At 65.5% G+C, this 15,731-nt stretch carries 12 protein-coding genes; 6 read left to right on the forward strand and 6 right to left on the reverse strand.

All coding sequences use genetic code 11. The features are described from left to right. The first annotated feature begins 112 nt into the window (after positions 1-112). The 3 genes from gndA to ABLE71_RS05570 are packed head-to-tail and all read left to right on the forward strand — an operon-like array spanning position 113 to position 4,237. Positions 113-1,534, forward strand: a complete 1,422-nt coding sequence (gene gndA / locus ABLE71_RS05560) for an NADP-dependent phosphogluconate dehydrogenase (RefSeq protein ID WP_348782360.1) — start codon at positions 113-115, stop codon at positions 1,532-1,534. Positions 1,535-1,575: 41 nt separating this feature from the next. Continuing rightward, a complete protein-coding gene (gene mgrA / locus ABLE71_RS05565; protein ID WP_348782361.1) occupies positions 1,576-2,625 on the forward strand; it encodes an L-glyceraldehyde 3-phosphate reductase in 1,050 nt (349 codons plus the stop codon). A gap of 7 nt (positions 2,626-2,632) precedes the next feature. Further along, a complete protein-coding gene (locus ABLE71_RS05570; protein ID WP_348782362.1) occupies positions 2,633-4,237 on the forward strand; it encodes a glycoside hydrolase family 43 protein in 1,605 nt (534 codons plus the stop codon). Between the two features lie 58 nt (positions 4,238-4,295). Here ABLE71_RS05570 and ABLE71_RS05575 read toward each other — a convergent pair whose 3' ends face one another. The 4 genes from ABLE71_RS05575 to ABLE71_RS05590 form a co-directional block, all read right to left on the reverse strand. Further along, a complete protein-coding gene (locus tag ABLE71_RS05575; protein ID WP_348783666.1) occupies positions 4,296-5,306 on the reverse strand; it encodes a serine protease in 1,011 nt (336 codons plus the stop codon). A gap of 262 nt (positions 5,307-5,568) precedes the next feature. Next, entirely contained in the window at positions 5,569-6,264 is a 696-nt protein-coding gene (locus ABLE71_RS05580; protein ID WP_348782363.1) for a hypothetical protein, read from the reverse strand. Continuing rightward, entirely contained in the window at positions 6,261-6,665 is a 405-nt protein-coding gene (locus ABLE71_RS05585; RefSeq protein WP_348782364.1) for a hypothetical protein, read from the reverse strand. Before ABLE71_RS05585 ends, ABLE71_RS05580 begins: the two co-directional genes overlap by 4 nt. A gap of 20 nt (positions 6,666-6,685) precedes the next feature. Next, positions 6,686-8,908 (reverse strand): caspase family protein, encoded by a 2,223-nt coding sequence (locus tag ABLE71_RS05590; protein WP_348782365.1) that lies wholly within the window; start codon positions 8,906-8,908, stop codon positions 6,686-6,688. A 221-nt stretch (positions 8,909-9,129) separates the two neighbouring features. Between ABLE71_RS05590 and ABLE71_RS05595 the strand changes: the two genes are divergently transcribed. Next, positions 9,130-9,546: a Fur family transcriptional regulator gene (locus ABLE71_RS05595; protein ID WP_348782366.1), complete on the forward strand. Its 417-nt coding sequence runs from the start codon at positions 9,130-9,132 to the stop codon at positions 9,544-9,546. A 4-nt stretch (positions 9,547-9,550) separates the two neighbouring features. Here ABLE71_RS05595 and ABLE71_RS05600 read toward each other — a convergent pair whose 3' ends face one another. Beyond that, positions 9,551-10,021 (reverse strand): macro domain-containing protein, encoded by a 471-nt coding sequence (locus ABLE71_RS05600; RefSeq protein WP_348782367.1) that lies wholly within the window; start codon positions 10,019-10,021, stop codon positions 9,551-9,553. Between the two features lie 14 nt (positions 10,022-10,035). Beyond that, the gene (gene polA, locus ABLE71_RS05605; protein ID WP_348782368.1) at positions 10,036-12,954 is read right to left on the reverse strand and encodes a DNA polymerase I; all 2,919 of its coding nucleotides are present in this window, start codon (positions 12,952-12,954) and stop codon (positions 10,036-10,038) included. A 380-nt stretch (positions 12,955-13,334) separates the two neighbouring features. Here polA and ABLE71_RS05610 point away from each other — a divergent pair, with 380 nt between their 5' ends. Both ABLE71_RS05610 and ABLE71_RS05615 read left to right on the forward strand, forming a co-directional pair. After that, a complete protein-coding gene (locus ABLE71_RS05610; RefSeq protein WP_348782369.1) occupies positions 13,335-14,258 on the forward strand; it encodes a lipid kinase in 924 nt (307 codons plus the stop codon). A gap of 79 nt (positions 14,259-14,337) precedes the next feature. Further along, a complete protein-coding gene (locus ABLE71_RS05615; RefSeq protein ID WP_348782370.1) occupies positions 14,338-15,726 on the forward strand; it encodes a M20/M25/M40 family metallo-hydrolase in 1,389 nt (462 codons plus the stop codon). The last annotated feature ends 5 nt before the right edge of the window (positions 15,727-15,731 follow it).

The raw sequence follows: 15,731 nt of genomic DNA on the forward strand, positions 1-15,731 counted from the left end.
GCAGATTCGTCGGCCGGCGTGTTGACGAAGCTTCCGGAGCGCGTCAAACATCGCCCGCGCAAAGGGTGTCCACGGGTCGGCCGACGCCGATGCACAACCAAGGGATGGAACGATGGCGGATGCCGAGATCGGACTGATTGGCCTCGGCGTGATGGGTTCGAACCTCGCGCTCAACATCGCCGAAAAGGGCAACCGCATCGCGGTGTTCAACCGGACGACGGCCAGGACCCACGCATTCTACGAAGACGCCGGTCCGCTCAAGGACATGATCGTGCCGTGCGACACGATCGAGGCGCTCGCGGCGGCGATCCGTCCGCCCCGCCCGGTGATCATCATGGTGCAGGCGGGTGCGGCTGTCGACGAGCAGATCGCGCATCTGCGCGGCGTGCTGTCGGCAAACGACATCATCATCGACGCCGGCAACGCCAATTTCCGCGACACGATGCGGCGGTTCAAGGAACTGGAGGGCTCGGGCCTGACCTTCATCGGCATGGGCGTGTCGGGCGGCGAGGAAGGCGCCAGGCACGGCCCTTCCATCATGGTCGGCGGCACGGAAGCCTCGTGGAAGCGCGTCGAGAAGGTGCTGACCGCTATTTCCGCCAAATATGAGGGCGAGGCCTGCGCCGCATGGCTCGGCACCGACGGCGCCGGCCACTTCGTCAAGACGATCCACAATGGCATCGAATATGCCGACATGCAGATGATCGCCGAGATCTACGGCATTTTGCGCGACGGTCTCGGCATGGGACCGAAGGAGATCGGCCAGGTCTTCGCCAGATGGAACAAGGGCCGGCTCGATTCCTACCTCATCGAGATCACGGCCAAGGTGCTGGAGGCCGACGACCCCAAGACCGGAAAGCCGGTGGTCGAGATCATCCTCGACCGCGCCGGACAGAAGGGCACCGGCAAGTGGTCGGTCATCGAGGCGCAGCAGCTCGGCATTCCCGCGACCGCCATCGAGGCCGCGGTCGCCGCGCGCGTATTGTCTTCGCTGAAAGACGAGCGCGTCGCCGCCGAGAGGGCCTACGGCACGGCTGGCATCGGAAAATTCTCCGGCAGCAAGGACGAGGTGCTTGCCGACCTGGAACTGGCGCTCTTCGCCGGCAAGATCGCCGCCTATGCGCAGGGTTTCGCCGTGATGGCCGGCGCTTCCAAGGAATTCAACTGGAACCTGCCGATGCCGACCATCGCCAAGATCTGGCGCGCCGGCTGCATCATCCGCTCGCAGTTTCTCGGCACGCTGGCAAAAGCCTTTTCCGGCGGACCTGTCGCCAATCTGCTGATGGCGCCGGCCTTCATCGAGATGATGAAGGAGGCGAACCCGGCGCTGCGGCGCATCGTGGCGCGCGCGGCCGAGGCCGGCCTGCCGACGCCGGCGCTGTCGTCGGCGCTCGGCTATTTCGACAGCTACCGACTCGGCCGCGGCACCTCTAACCTGATCCAGGCGCAACGCGACTTCTTCGGCGCGCACGGCTTCGAGCGCATCGACATTTCAGGCGCGCATCACGGGCCGTGGGGCAGCGGCGCGGCCTGACAAGCCGCCACGGACCGCACGGCAGCAACGAGGAAGCAGACATGACATGGCATCCAGCCGACAATCGCTATGACGCGATGATCTACAACCGCTGCGGCCGATCGGGCCTGAAGCTGCCGGCGATTTCGCTCGGCCTCTGGCACAATTTCGGCGACGACACGCCGCACGCGACAAAACAAGCGATCTGCCACAAGGCGTTCGACCTCGGCATCACCCATTTCGATCTCGCCAACAATTACGGCCCGCCCGGCGGAACGGCCGAGACCGCATTCGGCGACATATTGCGCACCGACTTCGCCGGCTATCGCGACGAGATGATCGTCTCGACCAAGGCCGGCTACGGGATGTGGCCCGGCCCCTATGGCGAGTGGGGCAGCCGCAAATATCTGCTCGCCAGCCTCGACCAGAGCCTGAAGCGGCTCGGGCTCGACTATGTCGATATCTTCTACTCGCACCGCTACGATCCGGACACGCCGCTTGAGGAGACGATGGGCGCACTGGATACGGCGGTGAGGTCCGGCAAGGCGCTCTATGTCGGCATCTCGTCCTACAACTCGCAGCGCACGCGCGAGGCGGCCGACATCCTTCGCGGCATGGGAACGCCTTTCGTCATCCACCAGCCGAGCTATTCGATGATCAACCGCTGGGTCGAGGAGGACGGGCTGCTCGACACGCTGGAGGGGCTCGGCATCGGCTCGATCGTCTTTTCGCCGCTGGCGCAGGGCATGCTGACCGGGAAATACCTGAACGGGATTCCCGAGGACAGCCGCGCGGCGCAGGGAAAATCGCTCAGGCAGGCATTCCTCAACGACCAGACCCTCGCCAACATAAGGTCGCTCAACGGCATTGCCGAAAAGCGCGGCCAGACGCTGGCGCAGATGGCGCTTGCCTGGGTGCTCAGAAAGGGCCGGGTGACCTCGGCGCTGATCGGCGCGAGCCGGCCCGGCCAGGTCGAGGACTGCGTCGGAGCGCTGAAGAACCTGGAATTCAGCGACGCCGAACTCGCCGAGATCGACCGCTTCGCGCATGAGGCGAACATCAATCTCTGGGCGAAGTCAGCCGAACGCGAAGGACCGCCGCGCAAACCGTGAGAGGGCAATGATCCGGAACCCTATCCTGCCGGGCTTCAATCCGGATCCGTCGATCTGCCGGGTCGGCGGCGACTATTTCATCGCCACCTCGACCTTCGAATGGTTTCCGGGCGTCCAGATCCATCATTCCACCGACCTCGTGAACTGGCGCATGATCAAGCGGCCGCTCGACCGTGCGAGCCAGCTCGACATGCGCGGCAATCCCGATTCCGGGGGCGTCTGGGCACCCTGCCTGTCTTATGCCGACGGCAAGTTCTGGCTGGTCTATACCGACGTCAAGCGGCTCGACGGCAACTTCAAGGACGCGCACAACTACATCGTGACCGCTCCTGACATCGAGGGTCCGTGGTCGGACCCCGTCTACGTCAACTCGTCGGGCTTCGACCCGTCACTGTTCCACGACGACGACGGCAAGAAGTGGTTCCTCAACATGCTGTGGAACCATGTCTCGCACGGCGTCGGCGGCCAGCCCAAGCAGCCATCCTTCGCCGGCATATTGTTGCAGCAATACGATCCGGTGGCGCGGAAACTGGTCGGTCCCGTCAAGAACGTTTTCGCCGGCAGTCCGCACGGGCTGGTGGAAGGGCCGCATCTCTTCAAGCGCGACGGCTGGTACTACATGACCACTGCAGAGGGTGGCACCGGCTACGGCCATGCCGTGACGATGGCGCGTTCGCGGAGGATCGACGGGCCCTACGAACTGCACCCCGACACGCATCTCATGACCTCGAAGGACACGCCCGACGCGCGGCTGCAGCGCGCCGGGCACGGCCAGATTCTGGAGACGCCCGACGGCGCGGTCTATCACACCCATCTATGCTCGCGGCCCCTGCCCGGCTTGCGGCGATCGCCGCTCGGCCGCGAGACAGCGATCCAGGAATGCGTCTGGGGCGAAGACGGCTGGCTGCGGCTTGCCAACGGGACGCTGGTGCCCGACATCGAGGTGCCGGCGCCGTCAAGTGCGGAAGCGAAGGCTGACGCGGGCGCTGTGCGCTGCGATTTCGACGCGGCCGTGCTGCCGCTCGACTTCCAGTGGCTGCGCACGCCGGTTCCGGAGCGGATATTCACGCTCGCCGACCGGCCGGGCTTCCTGCGCCTGATCGGTCGCGAATCGATCGGCAGCTTCTTCGAGCAGGCGCTGGTGGCGCGGCGGCAGCAGCAGTTTTCGTTCCGCGCCGAGACGGAACTGGATTTCGCGCCGGAGACCTTCCAGCAGGCCGCCGGCCTGACCCTCTACTATAACAGGCACAAATTCCATTTCCTGGCGGTCAGCCACGACGCCAGGCTCGGCCGGGTCCTGACGATTATGAGCTGCCCCGGCGATTGGCCGGACGGCAAGCTCACCTTCCCGCTATCCGAACCGATCCCGCTGAAGGACGGTCCCGTGAGCCTCGCCGCGGATGTCGACGGCGCGAAGCTGCGCTTCAGCTATCGAAACGGTGGCGAATGGCTGCAGGTGGGTCCCACGCTGGACGCCAGCCTCGTCTCGGACGAGGCGGGCCGCGGCGAACACGGCTCCTTCACGGGAGCTTTCGTCGGAATGGTCGCGTTCGACACCAGCGGGGCGGCAAAACCGGCCGACTTCGACTATTTCGAATATCGGCCGGCCTGAGCATCGAAGACCAACGAAGCCGGCAGACTGCCAGCCAGCTCGCCGGTCGCGGACGCTGCTACTGCCCGGTCTTGCCGGCGATCCAGTCCTTGTAGTTGGCGACGCGCGTGTAGACGCCATAGGCGTTCTCATGCCCGCAGGCGGCCGCCGCATCCATCGGCCCCTCGCCCCAGGAGACGATGCCGATCTGCTCGACGCCGTCCGCCTTCTCGACGAACAGCGGCCCGCCGCTGTCGCCGTTGCAGGAGTCGCGCATGCCTGATGTGGTGCCGGCGCAGATCATGTTTCCGGTCAGCCGGTCGCTCATCGTGCCGACGATCGACTGGGTGGCGGCGCTGATGCCGGTCTCGGAATACCTCATGCGCGGCGCGAAGTTGCGCAGGATCATCTCGAGGTCCTTCGCGTAGATGGCGCGAATGCCCTCGTTGCAGGCGGCATTCGCCTGCAGGTCGAGCTCCGCCTCCATCAGATTGATGGGGAAGTCGCCGTCCTCCATGCGGCCCCAGCCGGTGACGCGGACCTTGCCGCTGTCCTCGCCGGCCGTTGCGACCAGCTTCACCGCCGGCGCGCTCGCGGCTTCCGCGAGCTTGATCAGCGCGATGTCGTTGTCGAGGGTGTTCTCGTCGTAGCCGTCGTGACGGACGATTTCGGCAACCTTGTAGCGCTTGCCCTCGGTGAGTGCGGTCGCCTCGGTCAGGATCGTCACCGATTCCGGCACGATGGTCTCGCCCCCGTCGGTCACGCAATGCGCCGCGGTCAGCACCCACAAGGGCGCGATCAGGCTGCCGCCGCAGAACTGCGCGTTGATCTGCGAGTCCATGCTGTCGTCGAGCATATCGTTTGACAGCAACGCGACCTGGAACGGCCACTCGCCCGGTTCGGCCTCGTTGCCGCCGTACACGCGCTCGCCCGAATTGCCGGTCTCCTTGGCTCTTGCGACGCGCGCGGCGGTGACGCGGCTCTTCGGCGACAGTTCCGGCCGCGCTTCCTGCGCATGGGTAGTAGAGGGCGCCGTGACGGCGCTCGCGCCAAGCAGCGCGAACGCGGCAAGCGGCGTGATCTTCTTCATGCAGTTCAAGGTAACCTCCTGAGACGGATTCCTGCCGACGCAACGGCCGGAACAAACCCCGGAGCCCGGCCCGCGCCATTTATCTACAGCCCCCCATGGGCCAAGAGATAGCGATATGTCGGTCCAATGTTGGATTAATTTGGGCGACGCGTTCAGAGTTTGCACCGTGTCGGGCGATGCGCCTGGCGATGTCACGGCCACGTCAACGTCGACTGGATCAGCGGCCAGTTGAAACCGAGGACGGCGCGTTCCGCGTGCCCGGCTAAGGGGCCAGGGCCGGTTTGGCGCCGCCCAGAACATAGCTCTCGATGGGCTGGGCGTAGGTCGGCGAGACCGTGGCGCGCTGCCGCTCGGCATAGCCGGCAAAATAGGCCCAGAAGGATGTCGCGTAGTCGCGGAAATAGGCGTCGATGACATCGCGTGAGCACAGGCCGCCCTCGACGCAGAAGGATATCCGGTTGAGGAAATAGACGATGCGCTCGAAGTCCTCCTGGAACTCTTCGGCGGCCTGCGTCCCGCCGTCTTCCGTCATCGCCTCCATGCCGATCCGCTTCATCAGGAAGGCCCGATCGTCGATGGTGGGCCGGTCGCCGAGGAGCGTGGCGTATTTGGCGTTCAGGCCGCCGATCCGCCGCTTCACCGCGCGCTGGGCGTCCTGGTATTCGGGCTTTTCCCAAAGCTCGACCATCTCGAGCGCGCGCTGGACGCGCGTCTCCTCGCGGGCGAGCAGGAACTGGTAGACCGAGAAGACCGCGCCCGCGACGAGCATGATGCGCACCAAAAGGCCGGACCAGGCGTAGACGAGCAGACGCCAATCCGTCTCGTTGAAGGGATTGGATTCCTTCTTGATGTCCTGATGGCCTTCCGCCGGCTCGGGCAGGGGCTTCCTTGCCGGCGGCTGCCCTTCCGCCGGCACAACGGGCGGCTCGCCCGCGGCCAGTTTTGCGGGCGCGCTCACTGGCAAGTGCCCAGTTCGATGACCGCCGACGGATCGAGGTCGATGCCCTCCTGCTCGAGCTTCTTCTTGAGACAGTCGAGCTGCGCGCGCGTCACCATGAAGGTGACGCTGGGCTCCTGCACTTCCCCCTCGGGCGCGGCGAGCGGCGGCACGATGCTTCGCTGTGCCTCGCATGCCGACAGGTCGACCACGATGGCCCCGTTCGCCTTGCCGGCCAGGAACGGATATTCATCGAGGAAGCACTGGGCGAGCGTCGGATTGGTGACGATCTTCTCGTCGCAAAGCCCGCAAGGCTCGGCAGCACCGGCGCCGGCGACGGCGGCAAGGCCGGCCAGCAGACTCGCGCCCGCAGCAATAAACCTGTCGCGCATCCACATGCCCTTCATCCTAAGCCGTCTCACCAACCACGCATCCGCGGGCCTTACGGCAACGGAACCGTTTCGATCGGATAGATCATCACCGCGTTCTTGGGACCGCTCTGGTCCTTCAGCCTGACGACGGAGCGGGTAGCCGGCGCAAGCCCTATGTCGGAAAGCGCCGCGGCGAAATCCGATACACCGCCGGCGGCGCGCGTCGCGGCCGGCACCCTGCCCTGCTCCAGGAAGCTCAGATCCTCGACCTCGCTCTGCGGCGGCGCCTCGGTGACGACCGCGATCATGCGCTCGGTGCCGAAGCTGGAATCGGTGAAGGCGAGCAGCGGTTCCTCGATCCTGGCGCCGCCGACCAGCCGCTGGGCATCCATATGGGTGATCGAATAGTCGCTGCCGAGGTAGAGGATGTTGATGTCGACCGGGTCGCGCGACTTGTTCTCGGCCACGATGTGGACCTGGTCGCCCGGCGTTACGGTCGGCACCGTAGCCTCGACCAGCGGTTCCATGGCGCCGCCGCTGGAGCGCTTGATCTCGAATCGGACAGTGACGTCCTTCGGCTGCCCGCCCGAAGCGGACGAAAGGCGCGCGAGCGCGGTGGCGCGGAAGATCTTTTCCAGGTTTTCGGCGGTCGCCGCGGACAGCTTCTCCTTGTTGGCCGCGTCGATGACGACCAGCGGCGGCCGGCGGCCCGGATCGAGCGACATCTCGCCGGAAGAGGGCAGGAACCATAGCGCCGGCTCGCTCGGCGCATCGCTTGCCGCGCCCGCGATGTCGCGTTCCCTCAGAACCGCAAGCCGGATATCGGCCTCGGCGCCGGGCGCGACGAGCTCGATGTTGAAACGCCTGCCTTCGGCGCCGGCGAGCTGCCCGAGCATCGTGTCGACCAGCTCGACCTCGTTTTCGAGCCCAGACGCGGCGGAGGGGCGGGCCACCCTCAGCTTGTAGTCGACGGAGAGCTCCGTGAGCCTTGCATAGGCGTTCGGCGGCAGGTCGGCGAGTTTCAGCGCCGGCTTGCCTTCGAAGGCGACGGGGACCACCTTCGCCGACAGGTTGTCGGCCGAGCTGACCTTGAGATAGCCGACCGTCTCCTCGAGCTCGGAGGCCGGCGACGGCAGGATCGCGAGTTTGGTGCCGGGGCTGAGCCTGTGCAGCAGGCCGGCAGGCAAGGTTGCGGCATTGTCCTTCACCTCGACCTGCCACTGCATGATCGTGTCGATGGGCTCGGAACCGAAGACGCGCGCGTCGAGCTCGCCCTCGAAGATGGGCGTCGGGCGCTGGCGCGAATCCGCCGCATATTGCTGCAGCACCGAATGGCCGAGCTGGCGATACGTCATGTCGGGATTTTCGGCGAGCTTCGAAAAGATGGTGAAGGTGAACAGGCCCAGTCTTTCCGCGCCGGGCACGCCTTTGGGCAGCGGCATTTCGGGCGTCGTCTCGATGGTCTGCGCGGCGAAGAAGGCTACCAAGCCGCCCTTGGCGATCGATTCCGCGCCGGTCGGCGTCTGGTCGGCGCCGTCGAGCCGCACCATTCTCTCGCCTTGCTCGCCTGCGAGTTGCATTGCGGACTTGCGCTCCCCGGCCGGCGCGGCTGGCGCGGCGGCCAGCATTGCCGCGGCCGGTATGCCGAGCCCGTCCGGGTCGGTCGGTTCGAGCTTGCGGTCCGTCGCCGCAGCCTCTTCGTCGATGAAGGCCGCGCGCGTCACGCTGCCTGAATTGCAGGCGTCGACGACGAGCCAGACGAAGGCGCCCTTGTCGCGGATGGCGTCCAGCGCCGTGCCGATCTCGTCGTCGAGCAGGGCGTTCGGGATGCGCTTGGCGTCGGCGTCCCAGGGGGAGGAATCGGCGGGCAGGAGGATTTCGTCGAGGCCGTCGCTCTCGGTTTCGGGCGTCAGCGTCGGCTGCTGCGAGCCATGGCCGGAATAGTGCAAATAGACGAAGTCGTCGCGCTCGACCTTGTCTGCCAACGCCTTCAGCGCGGCGAGGATGTTCTCCCGGGTCGGAGAGGAGCCCGCGCCGTCGAGCCCGTCGGCGAGCAGCGTCACGTCGGCCGGTTCGAATTTGACCGGCGCACGGCCGGTCAGGTAGTCGCGCACCAGCTTCGCGTCGTGGTTGGGGCCGATCAGCGCGTTCTTCGGCGGCAGGTTGGGGTATGCGGTCACCGCGACGAGAACCGCGTGGTTCGTGCGCGCCCAGGCTGGAGCGGCGAAGCCCGTGCCCAGCACGGCCAAGGCCGTCGCGGCCAGCAGGCCGCGCGCAATCACCCATTTCCTCATGCCGAAGAATCTCCCAAGCCCATCCGAAAGTCCCAAGCCGACACACTCCTCATCGAGGAATTTGGCAGTATTTTGAAAGTCCCCGCCGCAATCAACCTAAATTGCGGCACGGAGCCGTCCAAAGCGCGCCAGATTGTCTTTGCGGCCGGGAATCGGTAGCAAATGAGCAGGATCGTTACCATCTCAGGCCGAACGATCGATTGGATGATGAAAGCAGATCAATGGCCGCCCGCGATGCGCTGACCAGAAACCAGCTGTGCGTTCTCGAACGGCTCGAGATTTCGACGGGCCCGCTCAGCGCCTACACGCTGCTCGACCAGCTCAGGGAGCAAGGCTTTCGCGCGCCGCTGCAGGTCTACCGGGCGCTCGATACGCTGATCAAGGGCGGCTTCGTGCACCGCCTGGAAAGCCTGAATGCCTTCGTCGCCTGCGCGGAGCCGCACGACCACCGGCATGGGCACGGGCACGACATGACCGCTTTCGCCATCTGCGACAAATGCGGACAGGTCGTGGAGATGTCCGACCACGAGGTCGGCGAGCAGCTGGCCCACTGGATCGGCTCGACGGGCTTCGTGGCCAAGAAGGCGGTCATCGAGTTCCGCGGCACCTGCGCGAATTGCAGGGCAGAAGCGGCGTAGCTGGTTAGTCTACTTCGAACTCATTCCTAAATATCTCGTAGACAACATAGTGGGTCGGTCCCGGCGTGAGATATTCCACGAGGAGCGGCTTCACGTCCTCGTCCCACGAAAGCTTGCCAAGCCCCGCGCCGATCTTGGGCAAGGCGACGGATTCTATGCTTTGCCTGTCAGCCCACTTCGCGAGAATGCGAATGGCCTTGCGTAAATAAGGCATGGTTGCGTGATACATGTCCGGTTGCGTCGCCATGTAGACGAAGCCTGGGCGGCCGGGACCGGGCTTAAGGGTCCAGATGTCGCCGCCACTGAAATTACCTGATCGGGCTTGCTTCTTGAAGGCGACCTGCACCTCCGGCCAGCGCCGGGAAATCTTAAGGGCGAGGCCGGTGCCGAGCCCTTCCTGGTTTCCCTCGGCGACGCCTTGCGCAGTGTAAGCTTCGTTGCCCGCAAGCAGATCGCCGGCCACGAAGGAGATCATGGCAGCTCCCGTTTCTAGTGCGCCTCATCCCAATTGTCGGCGGCGCGCGCATCGACGTGAAGCGGCACCTTGAGCGCTATCGCCGGCATGGCGGAACCCTCCATCACCGAACGCACGACGGGAAGCGTCGCGGCGACCTCGTCGTCGGCGACCTCGAAGATCAGCTCGTCATGCACCTGCAGGAGCATGCGCGCCGACAGCCTTTCGGCGGCGAGCGCGTCGTCCATGCGGATCATGGCGCGGCGGATGATGTCGGCGGCGGAACCCTGGATCGGCGCGTTGATCGATGCGCGCTCGTTGAAGGAGCGGACCGAGGGGTTTGACGAGCGTATCTCCGGATAGTGGATGCGCCGGCCGAAGATCGTCTCGACATAACCCTTGTCGCGCGCCATCTGCTTGCGGCTTTCCATGTAGTCGCGGATCCCCGGAAAACGCTCGAAATACTTCTTGATGTAGTCGCCAGCCTCGGAGCGCTCGATGGAAAGCTGGTTGGCGAGGCCGAAGGCCGAGATGCCATAGATGATGCCGAAATTGATCGCCTTGGCGCGGCGGCGCACGTCCGCCGGCATGCCCTCGACCGGCACGCCGAACATCTCCGACGCGGTCATGGCGTGGATGTCGATGCCGTCGGCAAATGCCTGGCGGAGCTGAGGGATCTCGGCGATGTGGGCGAGCACGCGAAGCTCGATCTGGCTGTAGTCGGCCGACACCAGCTTGTTGCCGGGATCGGCGATGAAGGCCGTGCGGATGCGTCGTCCCTCGCCCGTGCGGATCGGGATGTTCTGCAGGTTCGGCTCGGAGGACGAGATGCGGCCGGTCGGCGTCGAGGCAAGCGCATAGGAAGTGTGCAGGCGCCTGGTCCCAGGGTTGATGTATTCCGGCAGCGCGTCGGTGTAGGTGGATTTCAGCTTGGTCAGCTGGCGCCAGTCGACGATGCGGCGCGGTAGCTCATAGCCCTCGGCGGCGAGTTCCTCCAGGCGCTGGGCGGTGGTCGACCACTGACCGGACTTGGTCTTGGCGCCGCCGGGCACTCCCATCTTGCCGAACAATATGTCACCGAGCTGTTTGGGCGAGCCGATGGTGAAACGCTCGCCGGCGGCCTGGTAGACGTCCTCTTCCAGCGCCGCTGCGCGCTGCGCGAATTCGCCCGACAGCCGGCTAAGCATCTGGCGGTCGACCGAAATGCCGCGCTCCTCCATGCGCGCCAGAACCGGCACCAGGGGCCGCTCCAGCCGCTCGTAGACGGAGACCAGCCCGTCGGCGGCGAGCCTCGGCTTCAACACATGCCAGAGGCGGAGCGCGATGTCGGCGCCTTCGGTGGCGTAGGTGGTGGCGCGCTCGATGTCGACAAGGTCGAACGTGACGAGGTTCCTGCCGGAGCCGACGACATCCTTGAACGGGATCATCTCATGGCCGAGCCAGCGTTCGGCAAGCGCCGCGATATCGTGCGACCCGGCGCCGGCGCCGAGCACGTAGGAGATCAGCATGGTGTCGTCGAAGGGGCCGACATCGATGCCGGCGCGGTGCATGGTGAGCCAGTCGTACTTCAGATTGTGGCCGATCTTGAGGACAGAGCGGTCCGTCAGCAGCGGCTTCAGCGCGGCCAGTGTCTCGTCGAGCGATATCTGGCTTTCGACGCGGCCGCCGCCCAGCAGGTCTTCCGCGCTGGAGCGGTGGGCGACCGGAATGTAAGCCGACTTGCCGGGCTTGACCGCCAGCGCGAAGCCGACGGGCTCGGCCAGCATCGGATCGAGCGAAGTGGTTTCGGTGCGGAAGGCGACGACGCCCGCCTCGCGAGCCTCGGCGATCCAGGCCTGGAGCTCGGCCAGATGGCGGATGCAGGCGTAACGCTTGGGGTCGATCTTGGCGCCTGTGACAGCGTGCGCACGCGCGCCGGCAAGCGCTGCCGGTGTGTTGATCTTTCCGTTTGCGACGGGGACTGGGGCAGGCGTATCGGCCTTCGCCGCGCCCGCGCCGACGTCAGGTCCGTGAATGTCGGTCGTGTCGACGACCACGGCCGCCGGCGTGATTGCCGCGACATCGGTGCCTGTCGCCTCGGCGACGCGGCGCGTCAGGGTCGAGAACTCCATCGTCTTCAGGAAGGCGATGAGCTTCGGTCCGTCGGGCTTCTGCAGCACGAGGTCGTCGAGCCCATCGCTCAGCGGCACGTCGTCCTTCAGCCTGACGAGCTCCCGCGAGATGCGCGCCTTGTCGGCATTGTCGATGATCGTTTGCCGGCGCTTGTCCTGCTTGATCTCGCCGGCGCGGGCGAGCAGCGTGTCGAGGTCGCCGAACTGTTCGAGCAGCTGCGCGGCCGTCTTCGGGCCGATGCCCGGCACGCCGGGCACATTGTCGACGGAATCGCCGGTCATCGCCTGCAGGTCGATCATCTTTTCGGGCGGCACGCCCCATTTCTCGACGACCTCGGCGACGCCGATCTGCCGGTCCTTCATCGGGTCGTACATGGAGACCGCCGGCCCGACGAGCTGCATCAGGTCCTTGTCGGAGGAGATGATGGTAGTGTCCGCTTCGGCCTCGCGGGCGAGCCTTGCATAGGTGGCGATGATGTCGTCGGCCTCGAAACCCTCCATCTCGACGCAGGGGAGGCTGAACGCGCGCGTCGCCTCGCGGATCAGGCCGAATTGCGGGATCAGATCGTCCGGCGGCGCCGAGCGGTTGGCCTTGTAGTCGGCATAGAGTTCGTTGCGGAAGGTCTTGGACGAATAGTCGAAAATGACGGCGAAATGGCTGGGCACCACGCCGACATCGGTGTTGCGGGCGTCCTGCATCAGCTTCCACACCATGTTGCAGAAGCCGAGCACCGCGTTGGTCGGCAGCCCGTCCGATTTCCGGTTGAGCGGCGGAAGCGCGTGATAGGCGCGGAAGATGTAGCCGGAGCCGTCGACGAGGAAGAGATGGTCGCCTTTTTTCATGGCCGAAGGGGTAGCGCGCAGCCCTGACAGTGTCCACCGCAAACACAGGCCCGGAATATCACTCCTGACGGCCGGTTTCGTAGGCTTGCCCTTCAACCGTGCGGTCCGATGATCGCCACTCACGGGTTTGTTACATAAGTGTAATGTTTGCGCCCTTGAATCGCCACGTTGCGCTCTACAAATAAAGCTCATCGGCGGTTTTCGCCGAAGTCCGGAGTATGGCCCGTCCCCCGCCTAGACCGGACATTTGCGGCAGCCTCATCCCCCTCTCCGGGCTGCCGCGTATATAGTAGCGCCGCCGTGGTTGTCCCCTCCGCCACGGCGGCATTTTTTTGCCTCAACGAGGCTGCACAGGGTGGGGCGACGAGGAGCGGACGTCTTTGAAGAGGGTCAAAAAGCGGGCATTGCTGCTCGTCAATCCCAAGGCCCGGCGCGGCGGGGAAGCCATGGATGCAGTCGTGGGACGCCTGCACAAAGGCGGCCTCGATGTCACCATCGAGCCGTTCGACGCGCTTCCGGAGATTGCCCGCGACATCGTCAGGCTGCGCGAAATCGCGGATATCATCATTCTTTGCGGCGGCGACGGCACGATCGCGTCGGGTGCGATGGCCGTGGTGGAGTGCGGCCTGCCTCTCGGCATTATACCGCTCGGCACCGCCAACGACCTCGCCCGCACGCTGGGCATACCGATGGATCCGGCGCAGGCCGCCGATGTGATCCTTGCCGGCGAGACGCGCAGGATCGACCTCGGCACCGTCAACGGTCATGCCTTCTTCAACGTCGCGAGCATCGGGCTCAGCGCCGACCTGGCGCAGGGCCTGGATCCGAAGCTGAAGAAACGCTTCGGCAGGTTCGGCTACGCGCTCGCGGCGGCCAAGGTGCTGCTCAAGGCGCGGCCCTTTACCGCCAGCATCCGCGAAAAGGATCAGGTCACGCGGGTAAAGACCTTCCAGATCGCGGTCGGCAACGGCCGCCACTACGGCGGCGGCAACGTCGTCGAGGTGAGCGCCGAGATCGACGACGGTCATCTCGACCTCTACAGCCTGGAATTCGGCACGGTCTGGAAACTCGCCGGCCTGCTGCGTTCGTTCCGCTCCGGCACGCACGGCGCGTGGGCCGAGGTGCGCACCGCGCGCGGCATCGAATTCGAGATCGAGACGCGAAAGCCGATGCCGGTGAACACCGACGGCGAAATCGTGACGTCGACGCCGGCAAAGTTCATCGTCCATCCGGAGGCTATCACCGTGCTTGCGCCGAGGGCGCTGCCGGCAAATCCGGCTTCCCGGGGCGGCGGGGCGGCCTGATTCCGCTGGGCGGCCCGGTTTCCTTCGCCGCGGCCTTGTTGTAGGAACCGGGCCAGTCGTCCAGAACCTCCGAGCTTTCATGTCCGCGCTTTCCCCCGTCCTCGACCGTCTCGACAAGCATCTCGATGCAAGCCTGGGGCGCCTGTTCGCGCTGCTGAGTATCCCGTCGATCTCGACCGACCCGGCCTATGCGGCGGAATGCCGGAAGGCGGCCGAATGGCTGGTCGGGGATCTCAAGACGATCGGCTTCGACGCCAGCGTGCGCGACACGCCCGGCCATCCCATGGTGGTGGCGCATCATCCCGGCCCGCGCCCCGACAGCCCGCATGTGCTGTTCTACGGCCATTACGACGTGCAGCCGGTCGACCCGGTCGAACTGTGGGAGACCGCACCCTTCCAGCCCGTGGTCAAGGAGATCGAGCCCGGCCGCAAGGTGATCACCGGCCGCGGTTCCTCCGACGACAAGGGCCAGCTCATGCTGTTCGTCGAGGCCTGCCGCGCCTTTAAGGCCGAGCACGGCCAACTGCCGTGCCGCGTCACCATCCTTTTCGAGGGCGAGGAAGAATCCGGTTCCCCGTCGCTGAAGCCGTTCCTCGATGCCAACAGGGAAGAACTCAAGGCGGATGTCGCGCTGGTTTGCGACACCGACATGTTCGACCGCCAGACCCCGTCGATCTGCGCCTCGCTGCGCGGAATGGTGGGCGAGGAGATCACCATCAAGGCGGCTAGCCGCGACCTGCATTCGGGGATGTATGGCGGGCCTGCGGCCAATCCGATCCGCGTCCTGTCGAAAATACTGGCCGACGTCCACGACGAAGACGGCAAGGTCACCGTGCCGGGGTTCTACGATGGCGTGGAGGAAACGCCCTCGCAGATCCTGAAGGCGTGGGAGACGCTGGGCACCAACGCTGAAAACTTCCTCGGCCCGGTCGGCCTCTCGCATCCGGCCGGCGAAAAGGGTCGTTCCGTCCTCGAAATGACCTGGGCGAGGCCGACGGCGGAGTTCAACGGAATTTCCGGAGGTTACACCGGCAAGGGTTTCAAGACGGTCATTGCTGCGGAGGCCTCCGCGAAGGTATCGTTCCGCCTGGTCCACAAGCAGGATCCCGACAAGATCCGCGAGGCGTTCCGGCAATTTGTGCGCGACAGGCTTCCCGAAGACTGCAGCGTCGAATTCCATCCTCACGGCGGCTCGCCGGCGATCCAGCTTTCCTACGACTCGCCGTTCCTGGCCAAGGCGAAGAACGCGCTGTCGCAGGAGTGGCCGAAACCGGCGGTGACGGTCGGCAGCGGCGGCTCGATCCCGGTCGTCGGCGATTTCCAGACGTATCTAGGCATGGAGTCGCTGCTGGTCGGTTTCGCGCTCGCCGACGACCGCATCCATTCGCCGAACGAGAAATACGACCTCAACTCCTTCCACAAGGGTCAGCGCTCCTGGGCGCGGATCCTCGACGCCCTGTCGCGCTGAGCTTT

It is taken from the genome of Mesorhizobium sp. KR9-304, assembly GCF_040049215.1.
Classification (GTDB): domain Bacteria; phylum Pseudomonadota; class Alphaproteobacteria; order Rhizobiales; family Rhizobiaceae; genus Mesorhizobium_K.

Bases quoted from the DNA above. Each gene is read 5' to 3' on its own strand.
- ABLE71_RS05590 (WP_348782365.1), bottom strand. From the start codon at position 8,908: ATGAGGAAATGGGTGATTGCGCGCGGCCTGCTGGCCGCGACGGCCTTG.
- ABLE71_RS05600 (WP_348782367.1), bottom strand. From the start codon at position 10,021: ATGATCTCCTTCGTGGCCGGCGATCTGCTTGCGGGCAACGAAGCTTAC.
- polA (WP_348782368.1), bottom strand. From the start codon at position 12,954: ATGAAAAAAGGCGACCATCTCTTCCTCGTCGACGGCTCCGGCTACATC.
- ABLE71_RS05570 (WP_348782362.1), top strand. From the start codon at position 2,633: ATGATCCGGAACCCTATCCTGCCGGGCTTCAATCCGGATCCGTCGATC.
- gndA (WP_348782360.1), top strand. From the start codon at position 113: ATGGCGGATGCCGAGATCGGACTGATTGGCCTCGGCGTGATGGGTTCG.
- ABLE71_RS05595 (WP_348782366.1), top strand. From the start codon at position 9,130: ATGGCCGCCCGCGATGCGCTGACCAGAAACCAGCTGTGCGTTCTCGAA.
- ABLE71_RS05615 (WP_348782370.1), top strand. From the start codon at position 14,338: ATGTCCGCGCTTTCCCCCGTCCTCGACCGTCTCGACAAGCATCTCGAT.
- mgrA (WP_348782361.1), top strand. From the start codon at position 1,576: ATGACATGGCATCCAGCCGACAATCGCTATGACGCGATGATCTACAAC.
- ABLE71_RS05575 (WP_348783666.1), bottom strand. From the start codon at position 5,306: ATGAAGAAGATCACGCCGCTTGCCGCGTTCGCGCTGCTTGGCGCGAGC.